The 25,157-nt window shown below is 66.6% G+C and carries 21 protein-coding genes; 9 read left to right on the forward strand and 12 right to left on the reverse strand.

The annotated features are described in order from the left end of the window. The first annotated feature begins 283 nt into the window (after positions 1–283). The 7 genes from OTER_RS07730 (at position 284) to OTER_RS07760 (ending at position 8,938) form a co-directional block, all read left to right on the forward strand. The gene (locus tag OTER_RS07730; protein WP_012374348.1) at positions 284–1,417 is read left to right on the forward strand and encodes a sensor histidine kinase; all 1,134 of its coding nucleotides are present in this window, start codon (positions 284–286) and stop codon (positions 1,415–1,417) included. 5 nt (positions 1,418–1,422) lie between these two features. Then, positions 1,423–2,163 carry a LytR/AlgR family response regulator transcription factor gene (locus OTER_RS07735; protein WP_012374349.1) on the forward strand — a complete coding sequence of 247 codons (741 nt, stop codon included), beginning with the start codon at positions 1,423–1,425 and terminating at the stop codon, positions 2,161–2,163. Positions 2,164–2,308: 145 nt separating this feature from the next. Beyond that, on the forward strand, positions 2,309–3,049 hold the full coding sequence (locus OTER_RS07740; RefSeq protein WP_012374350.1) for an ABC transporter ATP-binding protein: 741 nt from the start codon (positions 2,309–2,311) through the stop codon (positions 3,047–3,049). Continuing rightward, positions 3,046–4,275 carry an ABC transporter permease gene (locus tag OTER_RS07745; RefSeq protein WP_012374351.1) on the forward strand — a complete coding sequence of 410 codons (1,230 nt, stop codon included), beginning with the start codon at positions 3,046–3,048 and terminating at the stop codon, positions 4,273–4,275. The genes OTER_RS07740 and OTER_RS07745 overlap by 4 nt, the downstream gene beginning before the upstream one ends. A gap of 206 nt (positions 4,276–4,481) precedes the next feature. Further along, positions 4,482–6,872 carry an ATP-binding protein gene (locus OTER_RS23885; RefSeq protein WP_158305387.1) on the forward strand — a complete coding sequence of 797 codons (2,391 nt, stop codon included), beginning with the start codon at positions 4,482–4,484 and terminating at the stop codon, positions 6,870–6,872. A 116-nt stretch (positions 6,873–6,988) separates the two neighbouring features. Further along, positions 6,989–7,591, forward strand: a complete 603-nt coding sequence (locus OTER_RS07755) for a hypothetical protein (RefSeq protein WP_012374353.1) — start codon at positions 6,989–6,991, stop codon at positions 7,589–7,591. 552 nt (positions 7,592–8,143) lie between these two features. Next, positions 8,144–8,938 carry a class I SAM-dependent methyltransferase gene (locus tag OTER_RS07760; RefSeq protein WP_012374354.1) on the forward strand — a complete coding sequence of 265 codons (795 nt, stop codon included), beginning with the start codon at positions 8,144–8,146 and terminating at the stop codon, positions 8,936–8,938. A 172-nt stretch (positions 8,939–9,110) separates the two neighbouring features. Here OTER_RS07760 and OTER_RS23890 read toward each other — a convergent pair whose 3' ends face one another. Further along, positions 9,111–10,712, reverse strand: a complete 1,602-nt coding sequence (locus tag OTER_RS23890) for a hypothetical protein (protein WP_012374355.1) — start codon at positions 10,710–10,712, stop codon at positions 9,111–9,113. Between the two features lie 179 nt (positions 10,713–10,891). Here OTER_RS23890 and OTER_RS07775 point away from each other — a divergent pair, with 179 nt between their 5' ends. Beyond that, positions 10,892–11,173, forward strand: a complete 282-nt coding sequence (locus tag OTER_RS07775; protein WP_012374356.1) for a hypothetical protein — start codon at positions 10,892–10,894, stop codon at positions 11,171–11,173. A gap of 21 nt (positions 11,174–11,194) precedes the next feature. Here OTER_RS07775 and OTER_RS07780 read toward each other — a convergent pair whose 3' ends face one another. Then, entirely contained in the window at positions 11,195–11,563 is a 369-nt protein-coding gene (locus tag OTER_RS07780; protein WP_012374357.1) for a hypothetical protein, read from the reverse strand. Positions 11,564–11,711: 148 nt separating this feature from the next. On the opposite strand from OTER_RS07780, the gene OTER_RS07785 reads away from it, so the two are divergent. Next, a complete protein-coding gene (locus tag OTER_RS07785; protein ID WP_012374358.1) occupies positions 11,712–12,176 on the forward strand; it encodes a hypothetical protein in 465 nt (154 codons plus the stop codon). A 297-nt stretch (positions 12,177–12,473) separates the two neighbouring features. On the opposite strand, the gene OTER_RS07790 is transcribed toward OTER_RS07785, so the two are convergent. From OTER_RS07790 to OTER_RS07835, 10 genes are all read right to left on the reverse strand, one after another. After that, complete coding sequence (locus OTER_RS07790) at positions 12,474–13,463, reverse strand: aldo/keto reductase (RefSeq protein ID WP_012374359.1); 990 nt, start codon at positions 13,461–13,463, stop codon at positions 12,474–12,476. A 192-nt stretch (positions 13,464–13,655) separates the two neighbouring features. Continuing rightward, positions 13,656–14,459, reverse strand: a complete 804-nt coding sequence (locus OTER_RS07795; protein ID WP_012374360.1) for an arylamine N-acetyltransferase family protein — start codon at positions 14,457–14,459, stop codon at positions 13,656–13,658. Positions 14,460–14,667: 208 nt separating this feature from the next. After that, entirely contained in the window at positions 14,668–16,083 is a 1,416-nt protein-coding gene (locus OTER_RS07800) for a TolB-like translocation protein (protein ID WP_012374361.1), read from the reverse strand. Next, entirely contained in the window at positions 16,080–16,601 is a 522-nt protein-coding gene (locus OTER_RS07805; protein ID WP_012374362.1) for an anti-sigma factor, read from the reverse strand. The genes OTER_RS07800 and OTER_RS07805 overlap by 4 nt, the downstream gene beginning before the upstream one ends. After that, on the reverse strand, positions 16,591–17,085 hold the full coding sequence (locus OTER_RS07810; RefSeq protein ID WP_012374363.1) for an RNA polymerase sigma factor: 495 nt from the start codon (positions 17,083–17,085) through the stop codon (positions 16,591–16,593). The genes OTER_RS07805 and OTER_RS07810 overlap by 11 nt, the downstream gene beginning before the upstream one ends. A 94-nt stretch (positions 17,086–17,179) precedes the next feature. Then, the gene (locus OTER_RS07815) at positions 17,180–18,154 is read right to left on the reverse strand and encodes a DMT family transporter (protein WP_012374364.1); all 975 of its coding nucleotides are present in this window, start codon (positions 18,152–18,154) and stop codon (positions 17,180–17,182) included. 115 nt (positions 18,155–18,269) lie between these two features. Continuing rightward, the gene (locus OTER_RS07820) at positions 18,270–20,408 is read right to left on the reverse strand and encodes a TonB-dependent receptor family protein (RefSeq protein ID WP_012374365.1); all 2,139 of its coding nucleotides are present in this window, start codon (positions 20,406–20,408) and stop codon (positions 18,270–18,272) included. A gap of 185 nt (positions 20,409–20,593) precedes the next feature. Continuing rightward, positions 20,594–22,339 (reverse strand): NADH-dependent [FeFe] hydrogenase, group A6, encoded by a 1,746-nt coding sequence (locus tag OTER_RS07825; RefSeq protein WP_012374366.1) that lies wholly within the window; start codon positions 22,337–22,339, stop codon positions 20,594–20,596. Continuing rightward, entirely contained in the window at positions 22,336–24,342 is a 2,007-nt protein-coding gene (locus OTER_RS07830; protein WP_012374367.1) for an NADH-ubiquinone oxidoreductase-F iron-sulfur binding region domain-containing protein, read from the reverse strand. Before OTER_RS07830 ends, OTER_RS07825 begins: the two co-directional genes overlap by 4 nt. Further along, complete coding sequence (locus tag OTER_RS07835; protein ID WP_012374368.1) at positions 24,339–25,025, reverse strand: NADH-quinone oxidoreductase subunit NuoE family protein; 687 nt, start codon at positions 25,023–25,025, stop codon at positions 24,339–24,341. The genes OTER_RS07830 and OTER_RS07835 overlap by 4 nt, the downstream gene beginning before the upstream one ends. Positions 25,026–25,157 lie beyond the last annotated feature (132 nt).

Consider the following 25,157-nt stretch of genomic DNA (forward strand, 5'->3'; position numbering starts at 1 on the left):
TGCGGGCGGGGCAAGCGCGGGGCGGCAGGACAGCGTTGGGTGGCACGGGCGTCCCGCCCGTGCTGGGCTCGGTGCCGATGATGCCTAAGCCGCTGAAGTCACAGCACGGGCAGAATGCCCGTGCCACAAAAGATGCACGCCACGGAGCCCACGGGCAAGATGCCCGTGCCACGGCATGCGCTGCTGCAAGCGCGCGGCGGCGGGGACCACCGTTCATCCCGAGGCGGGTGCCGCTCGTCCAAAGTTTGCGCTGGTGGGCGGGCTTTGCTCTTAGTTTCCCGGCATGGACAACCCCGCCAGCACCACGGTCGTGCTTGAGGACACCGCACGCCGCGAGCGCGCGAAGGAACGGCTGTACGTCACCTTCCAGTTTGGCGGCTGGGGCTTCCTGCTCGTGCTGCAGATCCTGCTCCTGCTGTATTTCGGCGGCAAGGAGGTGCATCAGGATCTGCTGGTGGCGATCGCGAACGAGGTCATGACGATCGCGATGGCCATGTTGCTGGCGCATTATGCGCGGCCGTTCATCCATCGCCGCGGCTGGAAGCAGCTGGGCTGGCGTCCGCTGATTCCGCGCGTGATCGCGACCGCCGCGGTGCTCTCCCTGATCTGGTGTGCCGCGGCCTATGGCGTGGTCTACGGCCTCCTGCAGCAGCCCTGGCCGACGGAAAAATACAGCATGCCCGCGCTCTTCGCGGTGAGCTGGGTGCAGGGCACCTCGCTATTCACCGGCTGGCTGTGCCTCTACTTCTTCTATCACCTGTTCGATCGCTTCAACCGCTCCGAAATCGAGCGGCTGCGGCTCTCGACGCACGTGAAGGAGGCGGAACTGCGCGCGCTGAAGTCGCAGGTGAATCCTCATTTCATCTTCAACTCGCTGAACTCGCTGCGCGCGCTCATCGAGGAGAACCCGCCGCGCGCGCGCGAAGCCGTGACGCAGCTCGCGAACCTGCTCCGGTATTCGCTGCAGAGCGGTCAGTCGGAGACGGTGCCGTTCGAGGAGGAGCTGCGGATCGCGAACGACTATCTCGCGCTTGAACAGGTGCGACACGAGGAACGACTGCGCGTGCGGCTCGACGTGGCGGAGGACACGCTGTCGCTGCCGATCCCGCCGCTGCTGTTGCAGACCCTCGTGGAGAATGCCGTGAAATACGGCATCTCGCGCCGGCCGGAAGGCGGCGAGATCGCGATCATCGCGCGGCGCGAAAACGATTCACTGCGGCTGCAGGTGACGAATCCCGGCGAATTGACGGGCGACGTCGCCGCGCCGCCATCGGTGTCGACGGGCATGGGCCTGCGCAACGCGGCGGAACGGCTGCGGCTGCTCTTCGGCGAGCGCGCCTCGCTGCAATTGCGGGCCGCGGCGCCCGCATTGGTGATCGCCGAGGCGATCGTGCCCTGCAATCTGGCGAACGCGTGAACTCCATGAAAGCCCTGCTGGTGGATGACGAACGGCTGGCTCGCAACGAACTGCGCCGGCTGCTGGGCGCGTTTCCGGATCTGGAGATCGTGGGCGAGGCCGCCAACGGCCGGCAGGCGCGGCAGCTGCTCGCCACGCTCACGCCGGACCTGATGTTCCTCGACGTGCAGATGCCGGGAGAGAGCGGGATGGAACTGCTGGAGTCGCTCGAGCCGCCGGTGCCGGACGTGATTTTCACGACCGCGTTCGACGAGTTTGCGGTGAAGGCCTTCGATCTGAACGCGCTCGACTACCTGCTGAAGCCGGTCGATCCGGCGCGGCTCGCGACGGCGATGGAACGACTGCGGGCGAAGCGCGCGGCCGCGGCGCTGCCGGCGGGCGAGTCCGGCGCGAAGCCGAACCGCGCGCCGCTCGCGGCGGAGGACAAGGTGTTCGTGCGCGAAGGCGATCGCTGCTGGTTCGTCGAGGTGAAGTCGATCCGGTTGCTGGAGAGCGAGGGCAACTACACGCGCGTGCATTTCGACCAGGCGCAGCCGCAGCTCTTCCGTTCGCTCAACGCGATGGAGGAGCGGCTCGATCCGAAGTATTTCTTCCGGGCCAACCGGCGGCAGATCATCAATCTCGCGTGGATCGACAAGATCGAGCCGTGGTTCAGCGGCGGGCTGCTGGTGCACCTGAAAGGCGGCGCCAAGGTCGAGCTCAGCCGCCGCCAGGCGCAGGAATTCCGCGAGCGGATGAGTCTGTGAGGCGGCCCGCGAATGACGCGAATACACATGAATAGACTGGCACTCACGAACGGTTCTCGTTTTTCGCTACGGCCGGAGTAGCCGCCGCCGCGGCGCGATTCGCGTACATTGGCGTGATTCGCGGGCCAGCTACCTTCTTCTCTCCATGATCGAAGCCCAAGATCTCACCAAAACCTTTCGCGACAAAAAGCGCGGGGAGATCCATGCGGTGGATGCGGTGTCGTTTCGCGCCCAGCCGGGCCAGATCTACGGCCTGCTCGGCGCCAACGGTGCTGGCAAGACAACGACGCTTCGGCTGCTCGCGACGCTGCTGAAGCCGACGCGCGGATCCGCGGTGGTCGACGGCTACGAAGTGACGCGCGAACCGGAGAAGGTCCGGACGCGCGTAGGTTTTCTGGCGGCGAGCACGGCGCTTTACGGCCGTCTGACGGCGCGGGAGATGATCGCGTATTTCGGCCGGCTCAATGGCATGAGCGACGCGGCGCTGCAGGCGCGGATCCAGCAGCTCGCCGACGAGCTGGACATGCACGAGTTCCTCGACCGCCGCTGCGACAAGTTCTCCACCGGCATGAAGCAGAAGACCTCGATCGCGCGGACGCTCGTACACGATCCGGCCGTGATGATTTTTGACGAACCCACGCTCGGGCTCGACGTGATGACGGCGCGCACGATCGTCCGCTTCGTGCGCGACTGTCGGAGCCGCGGCAAGACGGTGGTCTACTCGACGCACGTGATGAGTGAGGTCGAAAAGCTCTGCGACGTCATCGGCATCATCCACAACGGCCGCCTGCTGGCCGAAGGCACGCTCGAGCAGCTGCGGTCGCGCTACGGCGAGACCGACATGGAGGAAATTTTCATCAAGGTCGTCGGCGCCCCCCACTCATGAACTGGCACAACACGTCCACGGTTTACCTGAAGGAACTGCGCGACATGCTGCGCGACCGGCGCACCTTGATGTCGATGATCGTCATCCCGACGCTCGTGATGCCACTGCTGTTTTTCGCGGTGGGTGCGGTGATGACGAAGGTGGTGCGGCAAGCCAAGGCCGAGACGCCGGCGGTGATGATCATCGGTGGCGAGGATTCGCCGGGCGTGCTCGCCCAGATCAAGGCCGACAGGAAAGTGCGCGTGGTGCCGACGGCCGCGGATTGGAAGCAGCGGATTTCGGATAAAAAGATTCGCGCGGCGGTCGAGATCCCGGCCGGTTTCGAGCAGGGCCTGGCGGCGGGATCGGCGCCGGCGGTGACCGTCTACACCTACGAAGGCGAAATGAAATCCGGCATGGGTGCAGGCCAGCTCGAACGGATCTTCCGGGAGCTGCGCGAAAAGACCGTCGAGGCACGACTGTCGGAGCGCGGCGTGCCGCTGGCGTTGACGAAGCCCTTCGAGGTCAAGCGCACCAATGTGGCTCCGCCGGAAAAAGTCGGCGGCAACCTGATTGGCGGGTTCATTCCGTACATCATCATCATTCTCTGCTTCACCGGCGCGATGTATCCGGCGATGGACCTGACCGCCGGCGAAAAGGAGCGCGGCACGATGGAGACGCTGCTGTGCAGCCCGGTCAGCCGCGTCGACATCGTGCTCGGCAAATTTCTCATGGTTCTCACCGCGTCGATCGCAACGATGATCATGTCGCTGGTGTCGATGGTGGGCACGTTCGTCATCGGCGGCAGCTACTTCGCGGGCAAGATGAGCGGCGCTGGCGCGGCCGGTTCGGCGAAGCTCGGCGGCGTGATTCCGTTGCTGGATCCGCTCGGGATGGTCGGCGTGTTCACGATGATCCTGCCGGTGGCCGTGCTGTTCTCCGCGGTGCTGCTGACCGTGGCCCTGTTCGCGAAGAGCTACAAGGAGTCGCAGAGCTACGTCTCGCCGCTGATCTTCGTGGTGTTGATGCCGGCGATGGTGGGCATGCTGCCCGGGATCGATCTGAACGCCCGGCTGGCGCTCGTGCCGATCCTCAATCTCTCGCTCGTGTGCAAGGAGATGTTGTCCGGCGTCTGGCACTGGAACTACATCGCGCTGATCTTCGGCTCGTCCTGCGTCTATGCCGCCGCGGCCCTCTGGCTCGCGGTCCGGATGTTCAATCGGGAGGACGTGATTTTCCGCACCTGACGGACGATTGAGCGAGTTCAGGCGTCGCGAGCGGCGCCTCGATGAATCGGGCGGCGCAGCCCGAAACCCGGGGGGGCGGCTTCGATGGCCTATGCGCTTTGGATGTTGGCATTGGCGCGCGAGTTCGTACTTTGGCCAGTCACATGCGAATAGGTTTGCTGCTGGCGCAAGTCCTCGCCCAGGAAGAGAGCCTTTTTCGGTCCACCGTGTTCACGACCGCCGGTGCGGTGGCGAACGCCGTGACGGCGGCTGCGTTCCTCGCGGTGCCCTTCGCGCTTTTCAGCCTGCACCGCAGTGAACGCCGGCGCCCGGCGTTGCTGGGCGTGGCCGGTGCGGGCGCGGTGGTCGCGGGAATCCTTCACGTGCCCGGCATCTGGAGCGCGGACGCAACGGTGACGCTGCCGGCGGCGCTCCTGAAACTGTCGGTCGCCGTCGGTGCCACGGCGGGAGTCATGCTGCTTTTCGAATACGCGCGCCGCGCGGCGGCGACGGTCCGAGACGCTGCGGACCGCAACCACGAGCTCGCGCGCAAGCTGGACGACCTGAGGCGGACGAACGTGACGTTGCAGGCATCCGAGGCGATGTTCCGCAGCTTCCTGGACCACTGCCCCGCGCTGGCGTGGATCACCGACGAGGACGGGACGTTCCACTATGTGAGCGAACCGTGCCGACGGCATCACCGGGCCGCAGGCGAATTGCTGGGGCGGCGCATCACGGACATTTTTCCCGCGGAACGCGCGCAGCGCCATCTGGAGCACAATCGTCAGGTGCTGGCAGAGCAGAAGCTGCTCGAGTTTGACGAACCCGGGGAGGGCGGGATCGAACATCGCGTGTTCAAGTTTCCGCTGCGGGACGGGAACGATCGGCGGCTGGTCGCGGGCATCGCCTTCGATGTGACGGAGCAGCGGCGCGTGCGCGAGACGCTCCGCGATCAATCGGGTCTGCATGCCGCCCTTGGCGAGGCGATGCGGGTGTATTTGGAATCGGGTGACTGGGCGCGGACGTTTGCCCTGCTCCTGCGCTGCGCGCTGGTGCAAACCCGCAGTGAGTTCGGCTTCGTCGGCGTAGTGCTCGATCGCCAGCGGCTCCGGCTGGTGGCGGGCGAGGGCCCCGAGTGGATGCGGCAGGTCAGCCGGGAGTTGCGCGCCGAGCCGGGCGCAAAGGCGGCGAGCGACGTGGATTTCAGCCGGCTGGAGCCGCCGCTGCCGCGGGCGTTGCGAACCGGCGAGGTGGTGGCGGTGGATCCGCCCGACGGCGAGACGAGCGAACCGGCGCGCGGGAGCTTTTTCGCGCTGCCGATCCTGCGCGAGAAACAAGTCGTGGGCCTGCTGGGCGTCGGGCGTTCGACGGGACGCTACGACGGCAACTCGCCGGGCCAGTTGGTGCAAATCAGCCAGCAAGCGGGCGTGTTTTGCGACTGCTACCGGCGGGAACTCCGCGAGGGCGCCCTGGAGGAACAGCTGCGCGTGGCGCAGAAAATGGAAGCCGTCGGCATGCTGGCGGGCGGCGTGGCGCACGATTTCAACAACCTGCTGCAAGTCATCCAGGGCTACACCGGGATCGCGCTGGAGGCGTCGACGACTATCGCGGAGCGCCGCGCGAGCCTCGAGCAAGTGCGACACGCCAGCGAACGTGCGACGCAATTGACCCGGCAGCTCCTGGCGTTCGGTCGCCGGCAGAACCTGCAGCAGAGCGATCTCGATCTAAACCAAGCGATCCGTGATTTGCTCCGGATGATCCGCCGGCTGATCGGCGAACAGATCACGGTGGACTTCATCCCAGGGCATGAACTCGGGAACCTGCACGCCGACCGGAGTCAGATCGATCAGGTGCTGTTGAATTTGTGTTTGAACGCGCGCGACGCGATACGGCAGGGCGGGCGGATCACGATCGAAACGGAAAACGTGCTGGTGAACGGCGCGTTTCGCGAGAGTCACCCGTGGGCCCAACCGGGCCGCTACGTGCTGATGACCGTTTCGGACAACGGCGTGGGCATGGATCGCGAGACAACCACGCGCATCTTCGAGCCGTTCTTCACCACGAAGAACCACGAGAAGGGGACTGGGCTCGGACTGTCGGTGGTGTACGGCGTGGTGAAGCAGCACGGCGGCATGGTGCACGTCTACAGCGAGCCGCAGAAAGGGACGACGTTCAAAATCTACCTGCCCATCGTGGAACGATCCGCCACGGTGGTCGGGCCGAAGCACACGCCCACGCTGGCACGCGGCACCGAAACGATCCTGCTGGCGGAGGACGAGCCGATGGTACGCGACCTGGCGCGGCGGATACTGGCGCGCGCCGGTTACCGCGTGCTGCTGGCGTGCGATGGCCCCGAAGCCTGTGCGCTGTTCACGCAGCATGCCGATACGATCGCGCTCGCGATCCTCGACGTGGTGATGCCGCAGTTGGGCGGACGCGAAGTCTACGACCGGATTTCCGCGCTGCGACCGGGGCTGCCGGTGATTTTTTGCAGCGGTTACGCGGGATCGGCGCTCGGCGCGGATCTGCCCGGAGGGGATACGCGACGGCTGCTCACAAAGCCCTACGGCGCGGACGAAATGCTTGGCAGCGTGCGGGAAGCGCTCGATCAGCGGTGAGCCGACCCAGATTTTTTGCAGGGGGGATTCCTTAGGTAAAGCCCCGGTAAAAACCGCGTCATCCGGTAGGCAGTACCCGTAGTTGCGTATACACTGCCGGCCCAGCACATCCCGCCATGAATCCGCTTCAATCCAAACCGAGTGGCTCGCCGGCTCTCAAGCTGGCGCGACGCGTGTCCTATGTGACGGATACCGTGGCGCCGGAGCCGCCGGCGTCGGGCGAACTTGCCGGCGAGTTCGAAGCGTTGCGGGAACGCGAAGCCAACCTGCGCGCCTACGAGGCGAAGCTTCGCGCGTGGCAGGAACAGCTCGATGCGGCCGCGCGCGCGCCCGGGTTCGTTCCGCCGCCGACCTCCGCCTCGCTCACGCGCAGTCCTTTCGCCGGCACGCAAAATTCCTTCACCGGCTCGCGCAACCCTTTCGGGGCGGGCAGCGACCAGGAGATCCACGATGCGTGGGAGAAGTTTCACCGCGCGCGTGCGCTGTTGCAGGCGGAGCAAAACCAGCTGCGCGACGAACGAATGACCTTCCGGGATCGTGAAGCCGATCTGCAGCGTCGCGAAGCGGAGTTGCAGGCCCGGGAGGCGATCGTGGTCGAACGCGAACGCCAGCTCGAGGCGGCCCACGCCGCCGAGGCCGAGAAACCGCAATCCGCGGTGCGGCGGCTGACGCAGGCGCCGTTCCTCGCGGCGCGTTCGGTTTTTGGCGCGAGCCGCTGAAGCGGCTCGCGAGGCGCGGCTCCGTTCCGGCCCAGCCACGGGCGAGACGCCCATGCTCGAACAGTGAGACGCGCGCGCGTGTGTCCGCGGCGACGGATACGTTTTCCCAAATCCGGGAAAACCCTAACTTGCGATTTCCCTAAGATTTCACTTGCGGGCAACGAGGCTCTTCCTCATCACCGGCCGCAGTGAATCTTTCCATCGCCGCTCGCCACGCCTTTTCGTCCATCACGTCCGTGATGGGTACGAAACGCGTCTGGCGCCACGGGTCGGCCCGGCGACGATGGTCTTAAGCGCATAGCGCACTCGCAGTCCAGGAACTGCTGAACCACCGCCGAGCCCGACTCCAACCCGAGTCGGGTTTTTCGTTTTCCATCCACTCACTCCTCCCACCCAGCACCGCTCAACTCAGTCCATTCTCCTCCCTTTGTCGCTCCTCCGTTCCGACCCAAGCTCAACTCCACCGCCGCGTGCCCCGCTTCCTTTTGGAAACCGGGAGCCCACGCCGGCCGGGTGAGCGCTGCGGCCCGGAACGGTAAGCAGAAAGTCCCTATGCCCGCACTCGCCGTCGCTCCTCCGGAACTCGAACTGCCGTCGATCTCCTTCGTCGGACGTTCGCTCAATGAGTATGCGCAGTTCTTCGCGCTGGATCCCGCTACGCTGCGCGGCAAGGCCGTGCTCGATGTGGGCGCCGGGGCTTCTTCGTTCGTGGCGGAGGCCTGTCGGCGCGGCGCGGACGCGGTGGCGGTTGATCCGCTCTACGGCGCCGGGGCACACAGGCTCGCCGAGCGGGTGAAGCTCGACTTCGCGCAGGAGTCCGCGCGGATGCGGGCGCGGCCGCGGCGCTACAAACTCAGCCGGCTCAGCGGTCCGGGCGCGAGATGGCCGCGTCCGCAGAACGTCTCGGCGCCGCCGCGCTCGCGGGCGTTCTTCTCGTCGTTCGACGAGGCGGACTTCGATCGGCGAGCCGCGGCGCAGCGGTTTCTCGCGGATTACGAGCAGCACTTCGCGCACGGCCGCTACGTGAGTGCGGCGCTGCCGCAGCTGCCGTTCCTCGACCGCGCGTTCGACCTCGTGCTGTGTGCGCACCTGCTGTTCACGCCCGGGGAGGAGTTCGACTTCTCGTGGCACGTGGCCGCGCTGGGCGAGTTGGCGCGGGTCAGCGCATCCGAAGTCAGGATTCATCCGCTGTGCGGACCCGATGGCCGGCGTTACACGGAGCTCGAGCGGCTGCAACGCGAGTTGCTGACGCGTGGGATCCCCAGCGCCGTCGTGCCGGTGCCGTACGAATTCTACGTCGGCGGCTCAACGATGCTCGTGCTCAACCCGGAGGAATCGGCCGGATGATACAAAACGGGGCGCAGCGAGCCTGCGCCCCTACATCATCTTGCGGCAGGCCTCCGTGCCTGCCGTCGGGAGAGAGAAAAAACCGGCAGGCAGAGACGCCTGCCGCTACGCGAAAACGGCTACGAAACAGCGTAAAACGCGCTAGCCGCCCTCCGGGCCGACTCTGTCGGGGCTAGAACTTCGCCGTGACTTCTTCCTGATGGCCCGGTTCGAGGGTGAGCGTACCGAGGGCGGCGCATTCCACGTCGTCGTTCTTGTAAAGTTTCACGTTCACAGGGCCCGTGGCGTCCGCCGTTTCCCAGCGCCATTTGCCGATGGAGACGAACTGTAACGGTACGCCTTTGTCCCAGGAAAGCCCCGGTCCGTCGCCGCGGACGAAGAGCCGGTTGCCGATGCCGATGTAGGCGGTGACAATCAGCCGTGTGGCGCCGTCGGAAGAAATCACGCGCTCGACCACCTCGGAGGAGGTGACCGGCGTCTCATCACTCTCGTCGGCGTTCTGCGGCGAAAATTCGCCGCCGCCCAGTTCGAGCGTGAGGTCGCCCGAATCTGCGGCGGGCTTGCGGCGCTTGCGCGCGGGGCGTTCGACCGGGGCAGGCTCGCCCGCGGCCGCCGCGGGAGCGGCGGGCTCGGCCGCGGTTGCTGGCGTCTCAGCTGCGGGAGCGGTGGGCGCGGCCGGCTCCTCCGGCACGGCGGGCGCAGCCGGCTCGACCGACGCGGCGGGTTCGTCCGGAACCGGCGCAGCCGCAGGCTCGGCGGGAGCCGCTGCTTCCACGACCGGCTCGACCGGCTGTTCGGCCGCTGCGGCGGCGGGCTCGGCCGGGTCCGCGGAGGTGAGGGGAACCTCCGGCGCAGCTGGGATGGCGGAGGGTTCTTCGCGGCGGGATTTGCGTGGGCGCTTGGGTGGCGAAGCTAATTCGGCGGGGCCTGATTCGATGGCCGGGGGCGTGTCGGGAGACGCCGTGGGCGGCAAAGGCGGCGGTAGCGGCACGACCGCCTGGGTGGCGGCGGCTTTCGCGGCAGCCGCGACGGCGGCCTCGATGCTCGCAATCGCCGCGGCGGTGGCCGCCGCAAATTTCGACTCGATCTCTGCGAGCACCTTCATCGGCGCGGCAGTCAGCTCCCGCGAGACGGCGGCGGCTGCATCGTTCAGCGCGCGGACGGCATCCTGCTGGGCTTTGCCGACCGCGGTGTTGGCGCGCTCCACCAGTTCGGTGCGTTCGGCCACGTGCTTTTGCGCGGCGGCCTCGAGCTTGGTCAACTCGGCGACGGACTTGTGAATGCGATCGGCGATCGCTTGCAGCCGCTCGGTTTCCGAGGCGCGCAGCTCGGCGATTTCCTTTTCCAACTCCTCGCGATCATCCTCGCGAGTATTCTCGAGCTGGGCGTTGAATTCGGCGATCTTCTCCTGGAGCTTCTGCGGCAACTGCTCGGCGTGCTTCAGATTGCGGTGCAGCACCTCGGTGATCTCGTTCAGCCCGTTGGCGGCGATGCTGATCTGCTCGGCGGCGGTCGTCGTCGTGCGCGAGAGCGCATCGAGCCCGCGCTGCCGGTCGTCGAGGGCCTCGTCCTGCTTGCGCGCGTAGTCGGTGAAGAACGGAATGGAGCCGAGAACGGCACCGACGATGGCGCACGCGGCGACGGCGATGATCGCGTTGGTGCTCAGCGGGCCATCCGCTTGCCAGACAATGAACCAAGCGACGGCGAGCAGGACGACGTCACCAAGTACGAAAGGAAGTTTGGGCAGTTTCGGGGTCTGGTCGGGGAGGCTCATGGGAACGTGGCGCAGCAGGACGGGAGACGCACGGTCGGCGGGAAGTTTGTGCGGTGCGCCGGCCCAATTTTCAATCACGGAGTGCTCGGCGCACGAGCCGCCGGGAAGGTGTGGGGAAAATCGTCACGGCGCCACCGGCCGCGTTGCGTTCGGCTGCGGACCGTGCTTGCGTGACGGCGATGAGTTTGGGCCATTTTCTGCGGATCGAGCGGGAGGAGCCCGACGGGTCCCGGCATACCGTGGTGCATCTGCAGGATCCGAAATTTTCGATGGAACTTGCGCCCGATCGGGACGCGGCGGACAAGGTCGGCAAGGGCGTGATCAAGCGAATCTGTGTGCCCAACTCATGGGCCGGCGACTATGGCAGCTACGGCAAGCTCGTGAGCGCGGCGCAGGAGTTCTTCGCCCAATCCTTCGCCGAGCCCGCGCCGAAACCGGTACTGCGCCGCGTGGACCGCTAGCGCGGCTCGCGCGCCGGCCGGTCACAGCCGGCGCCAGGCGATCCAGACTAGTGAGGTGAGGATGCCGATGCGCACGGCGCCTTCGAACGTGAGGATCACCAAGACCCATTTGATCCCCGAGTTGCGGCGGAACCCGTAACCGATCGCGGTCACGAGCAGCAATCCCAGTCCCGACAGTCGGGCGAAGGGCACCAGCAGGAGCGAAAGCGACCAGAGCCCATAAAGGAGCAGCGTGGTGCTCCAGAAAAACGCGGTGAATTCACCGAGCCCGAGGGTGCGCGGGTCGCCGTTACGGGCGATCTGTTTCAGCCCGAGATAGCGCTCGCTGATGAAGAGTTGCCACAACTCGAAGAGGAAGAAGAGCGGCGCGAGCAGCAGCAGCGAGGCCATGGCGTGATCCTGAGCCGGCCGAGTCGACCGGCCAAGACGGAACCCGCGGCCGACGACCGGCGGATGCGTGTCAGCAGGTTGCGCGTGGCACACGGGTAAGTTTCCTGCGCGGGGCGGGTGGACCGCTCGATACGACCGTGCACGAGTGATGAATGCGATATCCCTCCTCATCAGCTATCTGGCTACGTCGATCGCGGCGGGCGTACTCGGGGGCGCGGCGATGCTGGGTGCGATGGGCTTGATGACCCGCGGCGGTTTGTCGCGGGGCAACATGGTCGAAGCGCTGGGCGGGCTGATCACCAAATCGCGGGCGAATGCGTTCCGGGTCGGGCTGATCGCGCACGCGCTTTCTGCGGTCGTGTTCGCGATGATCTATGCGTTCGGGATGCTCTGGCTCGGCGCAACGGGCATGCCGCAGGCACTCGTGCTTGGGCTGGCGGGCGGGTTCTTCCACGGGTTGATCGTGAGCTTGATGCTCGTGTGGGTGGTGGCGGAAGGCCACCCGTTCGAGGAATACAATGAGGCCGGGCTCGCGGTCGGCGTCGCGCACTTGTTTGGCCACGTGGTTTACGGCGCGGTGGTCGGGCTCGTGATCGGGATCTCGCCGCTGTAAGGAGATGCTCGCGGGCAGGCGGAGCCCGGCGTGCCGCCGGGCTGTACCGTTCGTCTGCACCGAGCAACCCGCCGGGACGGCGGCTTCACCTTATTGAGGAATACGGAAAGAAGTTACGGGGGGGAAGGTAGGGCGCGTTCTGCTGGCCAGCAGAACGCTCCGCGCCGCGAGCACCTCTGGTCATCGCGGCGGTCCCGCGGCCGCGGGACCGCCCTACCTCGGCGTTACGTATTCGGGTAAGTCTCGAATAACGCCGAGACCGCGAAGCCACGGGCGAGACGCCCGTGCCACGAAGACCTACTTGCCGCCGTACCAGAACGCGCGGCGCCAGTTGTGGCGATGCAGCTTCGTGAGCAGGTCCGCGCGCATCGGTGCCATTTCGCTGACGCCGCAGTTGGCGTCGGCCTGCGCGACGTTGCGAATGCCGGGAATCACCGTCGACACGGCGGGATGCGCGAGGACGAACTTGATCGCCGCCTGGGCCATCGTGTAGCCGGAGCCTTCGAGATCAGCGCGAATCCGCTCGGCGCGGGTCACCGCGCGTTCCAGCCGGTCGCCTTCGAAATAGTTGGCGCGAAAATCGTCCGGCGGGAACGTCGTGTCGTGGGTGAATTTGCCGGTGAGCACGCCCTCGTCGAACACGACGCGGACGATCACGCCGACGCCGCACTCCTTCGCCACGTCGAGCAGTTCGGCCGCGGGCTCCTGCTCGAAGAGGTTGTAGATGACCTGCACGCTGTCGATCCAGCCGCCGCGCATCAGATCGATCACGGCATTCTGATCGTGTTCGGGCGTGGACACGCCGATGAATCCGATTTTGCCCTCGGCCTGCAGCGCCCGCAGCACCTTGAACGGCGTCGGGTTGCGATTCCACGCGCGGGTCCAGGTGTGGAGTTGGAGGAGATCGATCTTGTCGGTGCCGAGATTGGCGCAGCGCGTCGCGACGTTGTCGCGCAGGTAGTTTTCCCCGTAGCGCTCCTCGGCGCGGCAGTAAGGTGACGGCGGCCAGATGCCGTCGGTCGGCGGCGTTTTGGTGGCGACGTAAATCCGCTCCTTCCGGCCGGCGGCGACGCGCTCGCGGAGCACTTGCGCAATGAGTTTCTCGCTCCGGCCGTCGCCGTAGCCGGCGGCGGTATCGATGAAGTTCACGCCCAGATCGAGGGCGCGGTGCAGCGCGGCCAGCGAATCATCATCCGCCTGCGCGCCCCACGACCCTCCGATGGCCCACGCGCCGAAGCCGATTTCAGAGCAGTCGAAGAGATGTTTGCCGAAGGGACGGTATTTCATCGGGAGGGTGGTGGGAGGAGCATTTTGCGCCGTCCCCCAGGCGGCGCAAGCGCGGGGAATGAGCGGGTAACCTTACGGAGCCGACAATGCCGCTGTAGGGCCGGCGTTCACCGCCGGCCGCGCAGCAGGATATCGCGGCCGCCGGCAAGCGGCGGCCCTACGCGTCGCGACGCAGGCGCTCCGGGTGGTGCATCACGAGGGCCAGGGCGAACCGGGTGGACCGAACCGCGTGCCGGCGGGGAAGTAGAGGCCGAATCGCTCAGCAAGGAGCGCGAGGAGTTCGTCGGCGGAGCCGATCGCGTTTTTCTCGGCGGGCCGGCCGACCTGACGGACGATGAACTCGCGATTCTGGATCGTGAGCCGGCGATCGCCGTCGACGCGCGCGACCATGAGCAGCTGTCGAAACCGTGATTTCGGATGTGCGCTGGTGAACCAGTTGGCCACCTCGAAATCGATCGGCGGCACGGGGTCGAGGGCGAAGCGATAGACATCGAGCCATTCGGAGTCGAAGCGGACTTGCTGACGATAAATGCGGTCGTCACGCAGCAGCCGCCGGCCTTCCGGCGGCGTGCCTTGATCGATGTCGGGAACGATCTGAATCGGGGCCGTGAGTCCCACGCCGCCGAATCCCGCGTCGGCGAGCCACGCGACGCCGTCGAGATCGACGCGCAGGACCATGTGCGTTTGCGGCGTGGCCACCTCAGTCGGCACCTGCCAGCGCACGCGAGCGATCAGGGGCGTGACCTGAAACCCGAGCTCGCGCAGCACACCGCCGAGGAGGATGTTCTGTTCGAAGCAGTAGCCGCCGCGCCGCTCGGTGACGAGCTTCTGAAACACCGCGGCGGGATCGAGCGAAATGGGCCGACCCAGCAGCACGTCGAGATTTTCGAATGGGATGGCCTCGGCATGCGCGGCATGAATCGCGCTCAGCGTTTCGAGCGTGGCGCGGTGCGGACCGGTGTAGCCGATGCGGGCAAAATAGGCGTCGAGGTTCAAAGCGCTGAAGAGAGGAGCATCGAGCGTGCGCAGCGATGGGACGAAGTCCAGTGGCGCGCCGGCGGAACCGTGTCAGTGCGCGTGCGAAGCCGCAGGATCAGTTGAGGCGGGTAAGCAGCTGCGCCTCACCTCCGGCGGAGCCCGCCGTCCCGCCGCGCTTGATCGGCTACGCCCGACGGCAGGCTTCACCAGCTTACGTCGCCCGCCGCTAATTCCGCTCAGAGACGAGCGCGTTTACCACCTCGTCGGGCCAGGTGGCGCTCAGCACGGTTTCCGCGCGGCCGCGGCGGAGCACGACTTCGGCGGCGCGTGCGGGCTTCTGGCCGTGTTTCGCGGGGGTGCGACGGGTGTAGGTGAAGCTGCCGTCGTTGCGCCACACCGGCGCGCCCTGGAGATTCTGCTTCTCCGGTTGCTGCACATAGTCCACGGCGCCGGAAGCCAGCGTCAGGACGCAGACCTGTCCGCTGAGATCGCCGAAGAGAACCTGCTGCTCGTCGGGACTCACCTCGAAAAACGCCAGCCCCTTCGGCAGGTCCTCCTGCTGCTTGCGCGGAATCATCCGGACGAGGGTGGACTGGCGGACCGGGTCGAGGGCGAACAACTGTTCGCGCTGTTCGCCGTAATCTTCTGCGGCGATTGGCAGCGAGATCTCGGCGGCGTTGAACAGAATCCGGCCATCGCGCAGGCAGCGCACGCGGGTTTGCTCCGAAAAAATCCAGCCGGCGAGATAACTCTGATCGGACGAGATGCGGATCGCGCCGGAGGAATCGAGCACGTCGCGCCGAATGAGGGTGCCGAGTCGCAAATCGTCGTTCGAAGCGGCACCGGCCGCTTGGAAATAGACCAGCGAGCGGCCGTCCGTGGTCCAATCCGGCTGGGCCGCGACCCGCTCGGAGACGAGCTGCGCCGGAGCATTGCCGTCGAGCAGCGCGATGCGCAGCCGGCTTTCCTTCGGCTTCGTGAGCGCCGCCTCGCTGACAAACGCGACTGCGCGATCACCCGGCGAGACGCGGATCTCGATGATTTCCTCGATGCCGCGGGACAGGGTCGGGCCGAGAACGATCTGCTCGCGTTCGATCCGCGCCACCGTGAGTTCATGCACCTCGGCTGTCTGACGCGAGAGATCGTCCCACTCGTCGGCGGTCAACTGCGGGCGCAACGTTTGGCCGCGCTGATCGCGCAGGTAGATACCGACGAACTTCCCCATGGGGTCTTGATCGGAAAACAATCCGGCGGCGCCTCCGAGCCGGCTCCAGCCGGCGCCGGACTGCAGTTTCTGCCAGGCGATTTCGGCGCGGGCGACGATCTCGCGAACTTCGTCCGGCGACATCGCTGCCGCCAGCCCGGACCAGGTCGCTTCGGTGTGTCGCCGCGCGAGCACCAGGCGTTGAGAGTCGCCGAGCCAGGCGACGCGACTGACCGCGGCGACGCGCGGCGGGAGCAGTTGGCCATCGGCGGCGCAGAGCATCAGCTCGCGGTTGGCGAGGTTGATGACCACGGCGCGCTGGCCATCGGGTGACCAGACGAACGATTGCTCGAGGCAGCCGGATAAAAACAAAAGCGCAAGAACGCAGCCGGCGGACAGCAACCGGGCGGATTGCCGGTAAAAAAGTGAGGTCTTCATAGCTTCTCGTTGCGGAAGGGGTTCCAGGTGGTTGGTGGACGTGCGGGCCGGGGAGATTCGCGGGAATGGGAGGCCGGGCGATCCCGCGTCTGTTCGGATACGATCCGGCTGCGCGACCACAGTCCGGCCGAGGTCGCAGCGGGTGAGCGTGACGTGGTGGCTTCCACCCGCGCAGCCGGGGTGACGGTCGACGGGACAGGCGTCGGATGCGCGAGCCAACCGCCCACGGCGCCGAGAGCGAGGCATGCCGCGAGCGGGAGCCACTGACTCCGGCGTGCCGTCGCCCGTGCGGCCGGCGCGACCTGCTGCCAGCGCGCGGAGTCGGGCGCAGGCACCGACGACGCTGCGTCGAGGCGCGTGATCGCGCGCGCAGCCACCAGTGTTTCGTCGAACTCGGCGGCGCGCCGGGCGGCGTAGGGGTGGTGTGCCAAATGTTCCTCGAGCAACGCCGCCACGTCGGGCGACAGCTCGCCCAACGCGCGATCGAGTAGCAGCGGTTCGAGCCATTCAGGTTTCATGGTTGGAGCCTCCGGGATTCAAGGTGGAGCGGAGTTGGAGCACGGCGTGATGCAGACGCGAACGAACGGTGCCGATCGGGATCGCGAGCACCTCGGCGATTTCCTCGTAAGAAAGGTCGTGCTGTAGTTTCAGCAGCAGCGTTTCGCGCTGGGCCGCGGGCAGCCGGGCGATGGCGACGCGCAAAAATTCGAGCCGCGCATCTTCGGCCGGACTCGCCGGAGCGTCCGGCTCGCGAAGCAAAGGTTCGGGTGGCCGCGGTGACCGCAAGGCATCGAGGCTGACATGCCGAGCGATGCCGAAGAGATAAGCGCGTGGCGAGACCGACGTGCACAGCCGGCCGAGGCTGCGAATGGCGCGAACAAACGTGTCCTGCAGCAGATCCTCGGCCTGCGGCGCGAGGGCTCGCTGCTGGCGGAAATAGGCGATCAGCGCGCGGGAATGGTCGCGATAGAGCGCTTCGAGCTGGGCTAGAGCGTCGTCCATGGAACCGTCTCCCGCTGGGGAGACGAAGGGTCATTACCAAACTAGTCGGAAGAACGCGCGAAAAAGTTCAAAGCCCGCAGGCGGACCCAGCAAATCAGCGAGTGAGAAACAGCCCGATAATGCCGGCGACGGCCAACACGGCGCCCGCATAATAGAGCGCGCGAGGCCGGCTATGCTCGAACCACATCGCGAGCGGAATCGTCGCGAGCGGCGCGGTAGCGACGATCGATTGAACGATGCCGGCCGGCGTGGTGCTGAGCGCCCATTGGAAGCAGGTGACGCCGAGCACGGGTCCGCAGAGGGCGTTGGCGAAGACCCACGGCCAGGCGCGAGGCTGCGAATGTAGGGCGGGGTCTTCAGGCCCCGCCGAGATTTCGCCAGTGCCGGCCGGCGAGAGGGCGGCGGGATCAGGAGATCCCGCCCTGCGACTGCCGGCGCGATTGCGGCACTGAATGGAATACCCGATCGCAACGGCCACGACCGCTACGCCCAGCCCGGCGAGCGCGCGTTGATACGCGCTCGTCGGCGGATCGATGAATTCATGCGCCCGCGCGATGGTTTGAAACGCACGCCGACTCAGCACCGCGCCCAGGCCTTGGCCGGCTGCAGAGAGGAAGGCCCACGCGGCGCCGGCACGCAGCGCCGCGGGCGGCACTCCCGGCAGCCCGCGCGGCATCAGCCCCAGAGCAACGCCGAGCAGCGTGAGCGCGACGAACGTGAGTTCCACCGGCGCCAACTGCGTGCCGAGCCAGAGACGCTCGCCTGCGGCGGCGACGAGCGCCGAGCCGCATTGCACGATCAGCATCGCGAGTGGCGAGCCGAGCCGCGGCAACGCCTGAAACATCGCGACGCCGCCAATTCCGAATCCGACGAGTCCGCTGACGAAGAACCAGCCGAAGCCGGCGCCACCGATTCCCTGTCCGGCGACGTGCGCCCATGTGCCGAGAATGATCACGGCGACCGCGAGCCGCGCGAGATTAGCCTGGTTGCTCCCTAGCATCTTCGCGGAGCGATTCGCGAAGAGCGCGTTGCAGGCGAAGAGCAGGGTGGTGCCGAGTGCGCCGATCATAGGATGAGTCGGAGCATAGGCCCGCGAATCACGCCAACAAACGCGAATAGCTCGAACCTGTCCGCGTCAATTCGCGTGATTGGCGGGTGGGTCGGAAGGAATGGAACGCGAACGCTCATCGACTCCATTCGAGCCCGACGTTGAAGGCCCGTCCGGGCCCCGGGAGGAAGACCGCGGTCGCGGCGGGATTGCGCGCGATATCGAGCACGCCTGCGGTGCTCGCGACGTGCGACCGATCGAACACGTTTCTCACCTCGACGAAAAGGGTCCATGCGGCCCGCGCGGAACCGCGGACCGGCTTCGAGGCAGTGTCACCTATCAACTGAGATTCACCTGCTCGCGCGGGGCGAGGTGCCGCGCGCCAGCCGAGCCGGATGTGCGTGAGCGCGTGGCCGCCGTAGTGCATCCGGTTCGCGTGGTCGACCGGCGTGGCACCGGCGATCCAATCGATGGTCGAGCCGGCGAAGAACCCGCGCGGATGTTCGTAGAGCAGCCGGGCGGAGCCGAGATGCGGCGGTGCGCCGGCGAGTCGGTTGCGGCCGAACACCGGATCATCGGTGAAGCGAAACCGGCTCCACGTCGCGGTGGTGGTCAAGCGCAGTCGGTGCGATCCATCGAGCAGCTGCCAGTGAAACGCCGTCTCCAGCCCGGCGTGCCGTGTCGGGCTCGCGTTCACCGCGCCGCGCGGCAGCCCCTGCGCGTCGGCGAGCCGGAGGATCTCGTCGTCCCACCGAGCGGAATAGCCGCTGATATCCCAGCCGAACCGTCCGTGGGCGCCCCGGGCGCCCAGTTCTATCGTGGTGGTGCACTGGTCGAGGAGCGGCTGACTCCGCTGCGTGAGATTCGGATACGTGCCGGCGACGATCAGCAAATCATCGAAGGTAGGAGGCTCGACGGCCCGGGAGATGGCGGTGAAGAAAGTGAGCCGGGGTCGTGGCGTCCAGAGGAGTTCGGCGCGTGGCTGCCACACGGAACGGCGGAGAGATCGAGTCGTGGTGGCGGCGGTCGGCCCGGTGAAGCGATCGCTGATCTCGCGACGGTGGGTCAGTCCGTTCAGCCCCACCGTTGCGATGAAAAGCGGGTCAAAGCGCAGCATCGCTTCCAGATCGACCGCGGCGGTGGTGGCAGAAAATTGGTTGGCGCCGAACTGCGGACCGGTCACGCCGGAGTCGTTGCGGAACCGCCGCAGCTCGCGCCAGCCGCGGGTGAGCATCGTGCCGAGCCGGATCTGATGCGTGCCGTTCTTCGTGACAAGTCGCCGGGTCAAGGCGCTGCGGAAAGTCACGTCGTCGCTCTGCGAGTCGGCGATGCCGTTGGCGCGGAGCTGGCGAAACCAGTCATTCGTGCGCAGCCACGAAAGTCCCGCATCGAATTGGATCAGGTCGCGATGAACGGTGGTCTGCGCGACCAGCTGGGTGGCGTCGGATTCGCGGCGGGGCTGGTCGCGCTGAACGTCGGCCGCCACGCTGCGCGGAGCTGCTGTGGCGGCGGCGAGGGTCAATGGGCCGGGAACGTCGTAGCGGGCACGAACGTGATAAACGGAAAATGTCGGGGCGAGACGCGACGAGAGCGTTGCGTTTCCGTTCGGGACGACTTTCGCGAGGAAAGCGGCGCGTTGCTGCGTGCTGTGTTCGCGGTAACCGTCGAGTGCCGCGAACGAGCCGCGGGCCAGGAGCGAAGCTCGCCCCCGGGGGAGATCGCTGGCGAAGGTGGCGCGCACACCGCCAAACGAGCCCGCTTCGACTGTCACCTGAGCTGCAAGCGCGTCGGTCCCGGCAGTCGGGCGCGGCAGGGGCGCGACACGCAGATTGAAAGCGCCGCCGAGCGCGGCTGGGGCAAGCCGCGCGGCGGCTTCGCCGCGGAAAACCTCGACGTGATCGACGAGCTGCGGATCGATCAGCGCGGCGTTGAACGAGCCGTCGGCGAGCGTGAGCGGAAACCCATCGAGCAGAAACTGCACGCCGCGACTGGAGGGCGCGCTCTGCAAACCAGAGCCGCGAATCGAGAGTCGCGGTGGTTCGAAGCCGCCAAAGCTGTCCTGGATCAGAACGCCCGGTGCGAGGCCGAGCGCGTCCTTGAGCGTGACGATCGCACGACCGGAACGCAGGCCACGATCGACCGCGTAGGGCCGAAGCGTGACATCGTCGGCGGCGAGCGGAGCGGCGGAGATTTCGAGCGGAGGGAGTTCGGTAGGAGGATCGGCAGGGGCGGCGCTGGCGAGGATTGCAGTAGTCGCAACGGTGAGCGACGACACGATGGGCGCAGCAAGCTGCGCCCCTACAGCAATACCGCAGCGGACGGCTCGGAGAGCCGCCCCTACCAGCACAGCGACGCGGCCCGCGCGGCGAAGCCGTGCGGCTACGGAGTCATGGGCGAGGCGCCCGGGCCACGAACTGCACGCGGGAGCTTGGGAGTGTGCTCGCGCGTGCATGGGGCCTTTCACCGCTTGTAGAGCGGTCGGGCGGTGTAGCGCGTGTGGAGCAGCTCGTGCGCCTTGCCGCTCAGCGGCTTGCCGAGGAAGTCGCGGTAAACCTGAACAACCTCCGGATTCTCGTGCGAGTAACGCACCGTGCGATCGCGGTCGTCCTGATAGAGTCCCGCGATGCGCTTCATCCGGCGTTCGTTGTCGACACCGTAGGGCTGACCGCCGCCGCCGATACAACCGCCGGGGCAGGCCATGACCTCGATGAAGTGGTAGGGCGTTTCCTTGCCGGCCTTGCGGGCCTCGCGGACGCGTTCGAGCACCTGCTCGACGTTGGCGAGTCCGTGGGCGACAGCCACGCGGACCTTCGCGCCGTTGATGTCGATCTCGCCCTCTTTCACGCCGGCGAGCCCGCGGACGGCAGTGAGCTCGACGTTCTTCAGCTTTTTGCCCGTCGCGTAATGGTAAGCGGTGCGCACGGCGGCTTCCATCACGCCGCCGGTCGCGCCGAAGATCGTGCCGGCGCCGGAATAGCTGCCGAGGATCGAGTCCGGCTCGGCGTCGGGCAACGCGAGGAACTCGATGCCCGACTGCTTCAGCATCCGCGCCAGCTCGCGGGTGGTGAGCACCACGTCGACGTCGGCGAAGCCCGAGGCGTGCATCTCCTCGGTGCGGGACAGCTCATACTTCTTCGCGGTGCACGGCATGATCGAAACCATGAACAGCTTCGACGGATCCACGCCGGCCTTTTGGGCGTAGTAGGTCTTGGCCAGCACGCCGAGCATCTGCTGCGGCGACTTGGCCGTGGAGAAGTTGTCGATGAAATCGTAGTGCCGCTTCTCCATGTGGTCGGTCCACGACGGGCAGCACGACGTGATCAACGGCAGTGGCCCGCGCTTGTGCGCGAACCGCTCGACGAATTCGCTGGCCTCCTCAACGATCGTGACGTCGGCGGCGAAGTTCGTGTCGAACACCGCCTTGAACCCGAGCCGACGCAGCGCGCTGTAGAGTTTCTTCGTGAGGTTCGTGCCCGGCGGCAGCCCGAACGCCTCGCCCACGGTGACGCGGACGGACGGCGCGATCTGGACGACACAGATCTTGTCCTCGTCGCGGAGCGCGGACCAGACGGTGGCGGTCTCGTCCTTTTCGACGATCGCGCCCGTGGGGCAGTGCGCGGAGCACTGGCCGCACTTCACGCAGGGCGACTCAGCGAGCGTGATGTCGCCGGCGGGGGCCATGCGGGTGTTGATGCCGCGGTCGAGGAAGGAGAGCGCCCAGACGTTCTGCATCTCCTGGCAGACCTGGATGCAGCGACCGCATTTGATGCACTTGGTGAAGTCGAGGACGATGCAGTTGGTGGAGCGATCGGGCGGCACGTCCTTCACGTAGCGTTTGATCGTCTCCATCGAGATGTTGAAATCCGCCGCGAGCGTCTGCAGCTCGCATTCACCATTGCGGCCGCAGGTCAGGCAGGCCTGCGGGTGATTCGACAGGATCAGCTCGAGCGTGGCGCGGCGCACGTCGACGATGTCGCTGTCGTGCGTCGTGATTTCCATGCCTTCCTCAAGCGGCGTGCAGCACGCGCGGATCAGTTTGTTGCCGCCCTTGTTCCGCACGATGCAGATGCCGCAGGCGGCGGTGGGCAGCAGATCGCGATGCTTGCAGAGCGTCGGGATCTTGACGTGAACCTGGCGGGCGGCGTCGAGAATGGACGTGCCTTCGGGCACCTCGACGTCGAGCTGGTTGATGCGCGCTTTGATCATGGCAGCGGGGCGGCGGCGGGTTGCGAGGGAACCGCGAGCGCGGGCGTGGCCGCGGCGCTGGCGGGAGCCGGGGCGCGGCTCATTTTGCGGGCGTAACTGGGTCCGCCTTCGATGTAGGCTTTGTATTCCTCCTCGAAGTAGCGGAGCGTGGACAGCACCGGGTTCGGCGCGGTCTGGCCGAGTCCGCAGAGCGAGGCCTTTTGCATCGCGGTGCAGATCCGGCGGAGCGTGACCAGATCCTCGGCGGAGCCGCGACCGCGGGAGATCCGGTCGAGGATCTGCAGCATCTGGTAACCGCCGATTCGGCACGGTGCGCACTTGCCGCACGATTCGTCGACGCAGAAGCGGAGATAGAACCGCGCGACATCGACCATCGAGTCGTTCTTGTCCATCACCAGCATGCCGCCGGAACCCATGATCGAGCCGAGCTGCTGAAGCGTCTCGTAGCTCACCGGCGTATCGAGGTGCTTTTCGGGAATGACGCCGCCGGACGGGCCGCCGGTCTGGACGGCCTTGATTTCCTTGTCGTCGAGCACGCCGCCGCAGATCTCGTAGACGATCTGGCGAAGCGTCGTGCCCATCGGCACCTCGACGAGCTGGGCATTCATCACCTTGCCGGTGACGGCGAAGACCTTTGTGCCTTTCGATTTCTCGGTGCCGTAGCCGGCATACCAGGCGCCGCCGCGCAGCAGGATGGCCGGGATGTTGGCGAGCGTTTCGACGTTGTTGATCGCCGTGGGCCGACCCCAGAGTCCGCGCACCGAGGGATACGGCGGCCGGGGACTGGGACTGCCGCGGCGGCCCTCGATCGAGGCGATGAGCGCGGTTTCCTCGCCGCAGACGAACGCGCCGGCGCCGAGCCGGATCTTCGCGTTGAAGGAGAAACCGCTGCCGAGAATGTTCTCGCCGAGCAATCCGGCTTCGCGGGCCTGGGCGATCGCGCGTTCCACGCGCTCGACGGCCTTGGGATATTCCGCGCGGATGTAGAAGTAGCCGCGGCTCGCGCCCATCGCGAAGCCGGCGAGGATCATGCCCTCGAGCACCGAGTGCGGATCGCTCTCGAGCACGCTGCGATCCATGAACGCGCCCGGGTCACCCTCGTCGCCATTGCAGATGACGTAACGCTGCTCCGCAGGCTGTGCACGCGTGAGCTGCCACTTCATCCACGTGGGGAAGCCGGCGCCGCCGCGACCCCGAAGCCCGCTGGCCTTGAGCTCGCCAATCACTTTTTCAGGCGTGAGCTCGAACAGTGCCTTGCGCAGCGCTTGATAGCCTTGGGCGTGACGCAGGTAGTCCTCAACGCTGTCGGGATCGACTTCGCCGCAGTTGCGCAGAACGATTCGCGCCTGCCGTTCGGGCGTCTTCCAGAGGAGATCGTCGACGACTTTGCCGTCCTTGACGGACTCCTGAACGATCCGCGCGATGTCCGGCGCGAGGACGTTGGTGTAGGTGACGGCGCAGGGCAGGAGCTGGACGGCAACGCCCTCGTTGTAGATACCGAGATCCAAGGCGCGGACGACCTGCACGCGGTCGGCGAGACCGTGGCGCTTCAGTTCACTCACGAGCGAGAACTGGAAGTATTCGGTCTTCGTGGTGGCCGACGGGCCCGTGTCGCGCACGAGGATGTGCGTGACCGGCGCGGTGATCGCGGTGCCGCGACGGCGGGTGGCGATCACGTGGTCCTCGATCAGCCGGTGGGCCATGACGTGGTCGCGAATGACCTGGCCGGCGAGATCCGGCGTGGCGCGGCCGTAGAGGATGCGCGGCAAGGTGGGCGTGTTGACCTCAATGACCGGATCCGCGAACGAAAACCCCACGGAGCCGACGCGTCGCACCGGGATCGTGAGGCTGTTCTCGTCGCGATACCGGACCAGTTCGGTGAGCGTGCGTTCGGCGTCGGCGGCGATGCCGCCGGTGTCCAGCTGCACACGAATCCATTCGGCAGCGGCCGGCGCGGGCGTGGTCGCGAGGTGTTCCAGATCGGCGCGAGTAAGCGGATTCATGATGCGGCGGCGGGAGCGGGTTTGCGGACGGCGTTGATGATGCCGGCGACGTCGGAGGTCTTGACGCGCCCGTGGGTCTTGCCGTCGACCACGATGGCGGGCGACATCCCGCAGCAGCCGATGCAGCGCACGGTATCCAGATGGAACTGCCGGTCGGCGCTGGTCTGGCCCTCGGCGATGCCGAGCTGGTTGCGGCATTCGCCGAGGATGTCACCGGCGCCCTTGAGGTAGCACGCGGTGCCATTGCAGACGACGACGTTGTGTGCGCCGGGCGGCTGCAGCTTGAAGTAATGGTAGAAGGTGGTGACCTCGTAGATCCGCGCGAGCTTCACGCCGAGTTCGCGCGACAGCTCCATGGCGACCTCGCGCGGGATGTAGCCGTGCTGGTTCTGGATCGCATGGAGGATCATGATGAGATTGCCCTCCTCGTCGCGCCACCGGGCGACGTGCTGCTGCACGTCGCGGCGGATGGTGGAGTCGAGCTTGCCTTGCACGCGGCGCAGGCGCTCGAGCCGGATTTCGATCAGCCGGGCGACTTCCTCGGAAATCTCCGGCGGAATAAATCCATGCTTTTTCTCGGTTTCGTCGAGGAGTCCGAGCAACGCGGCCTCGTCAAATTCCGCCACCGGGCGGGACTCGGGGGTTCCGCTAACCTCGCTCGAACGAGGGGGGGACGCATTCATGAGAACTTCCTGGTTGGGGCTCCGAACGGTTCTGCTGAAGAGCCAGATTCATGATGCCGCGGAAGTTGCGCTCCGGCTCCGCATGAGTTGGTGGAGAACGCGCAGTTATTGCGGGAGATGCGGAAGAAGGAG

Source organism: Opitutus terrae PB90-1, assembly GCF_000019965.1.
Taxonomy (GTDB): Bacteria; Verrucomicrobiota; Verrucomicrobiia; order Opitutales; family Opitutaceae; genus Opitutus; species Opitutus terrae.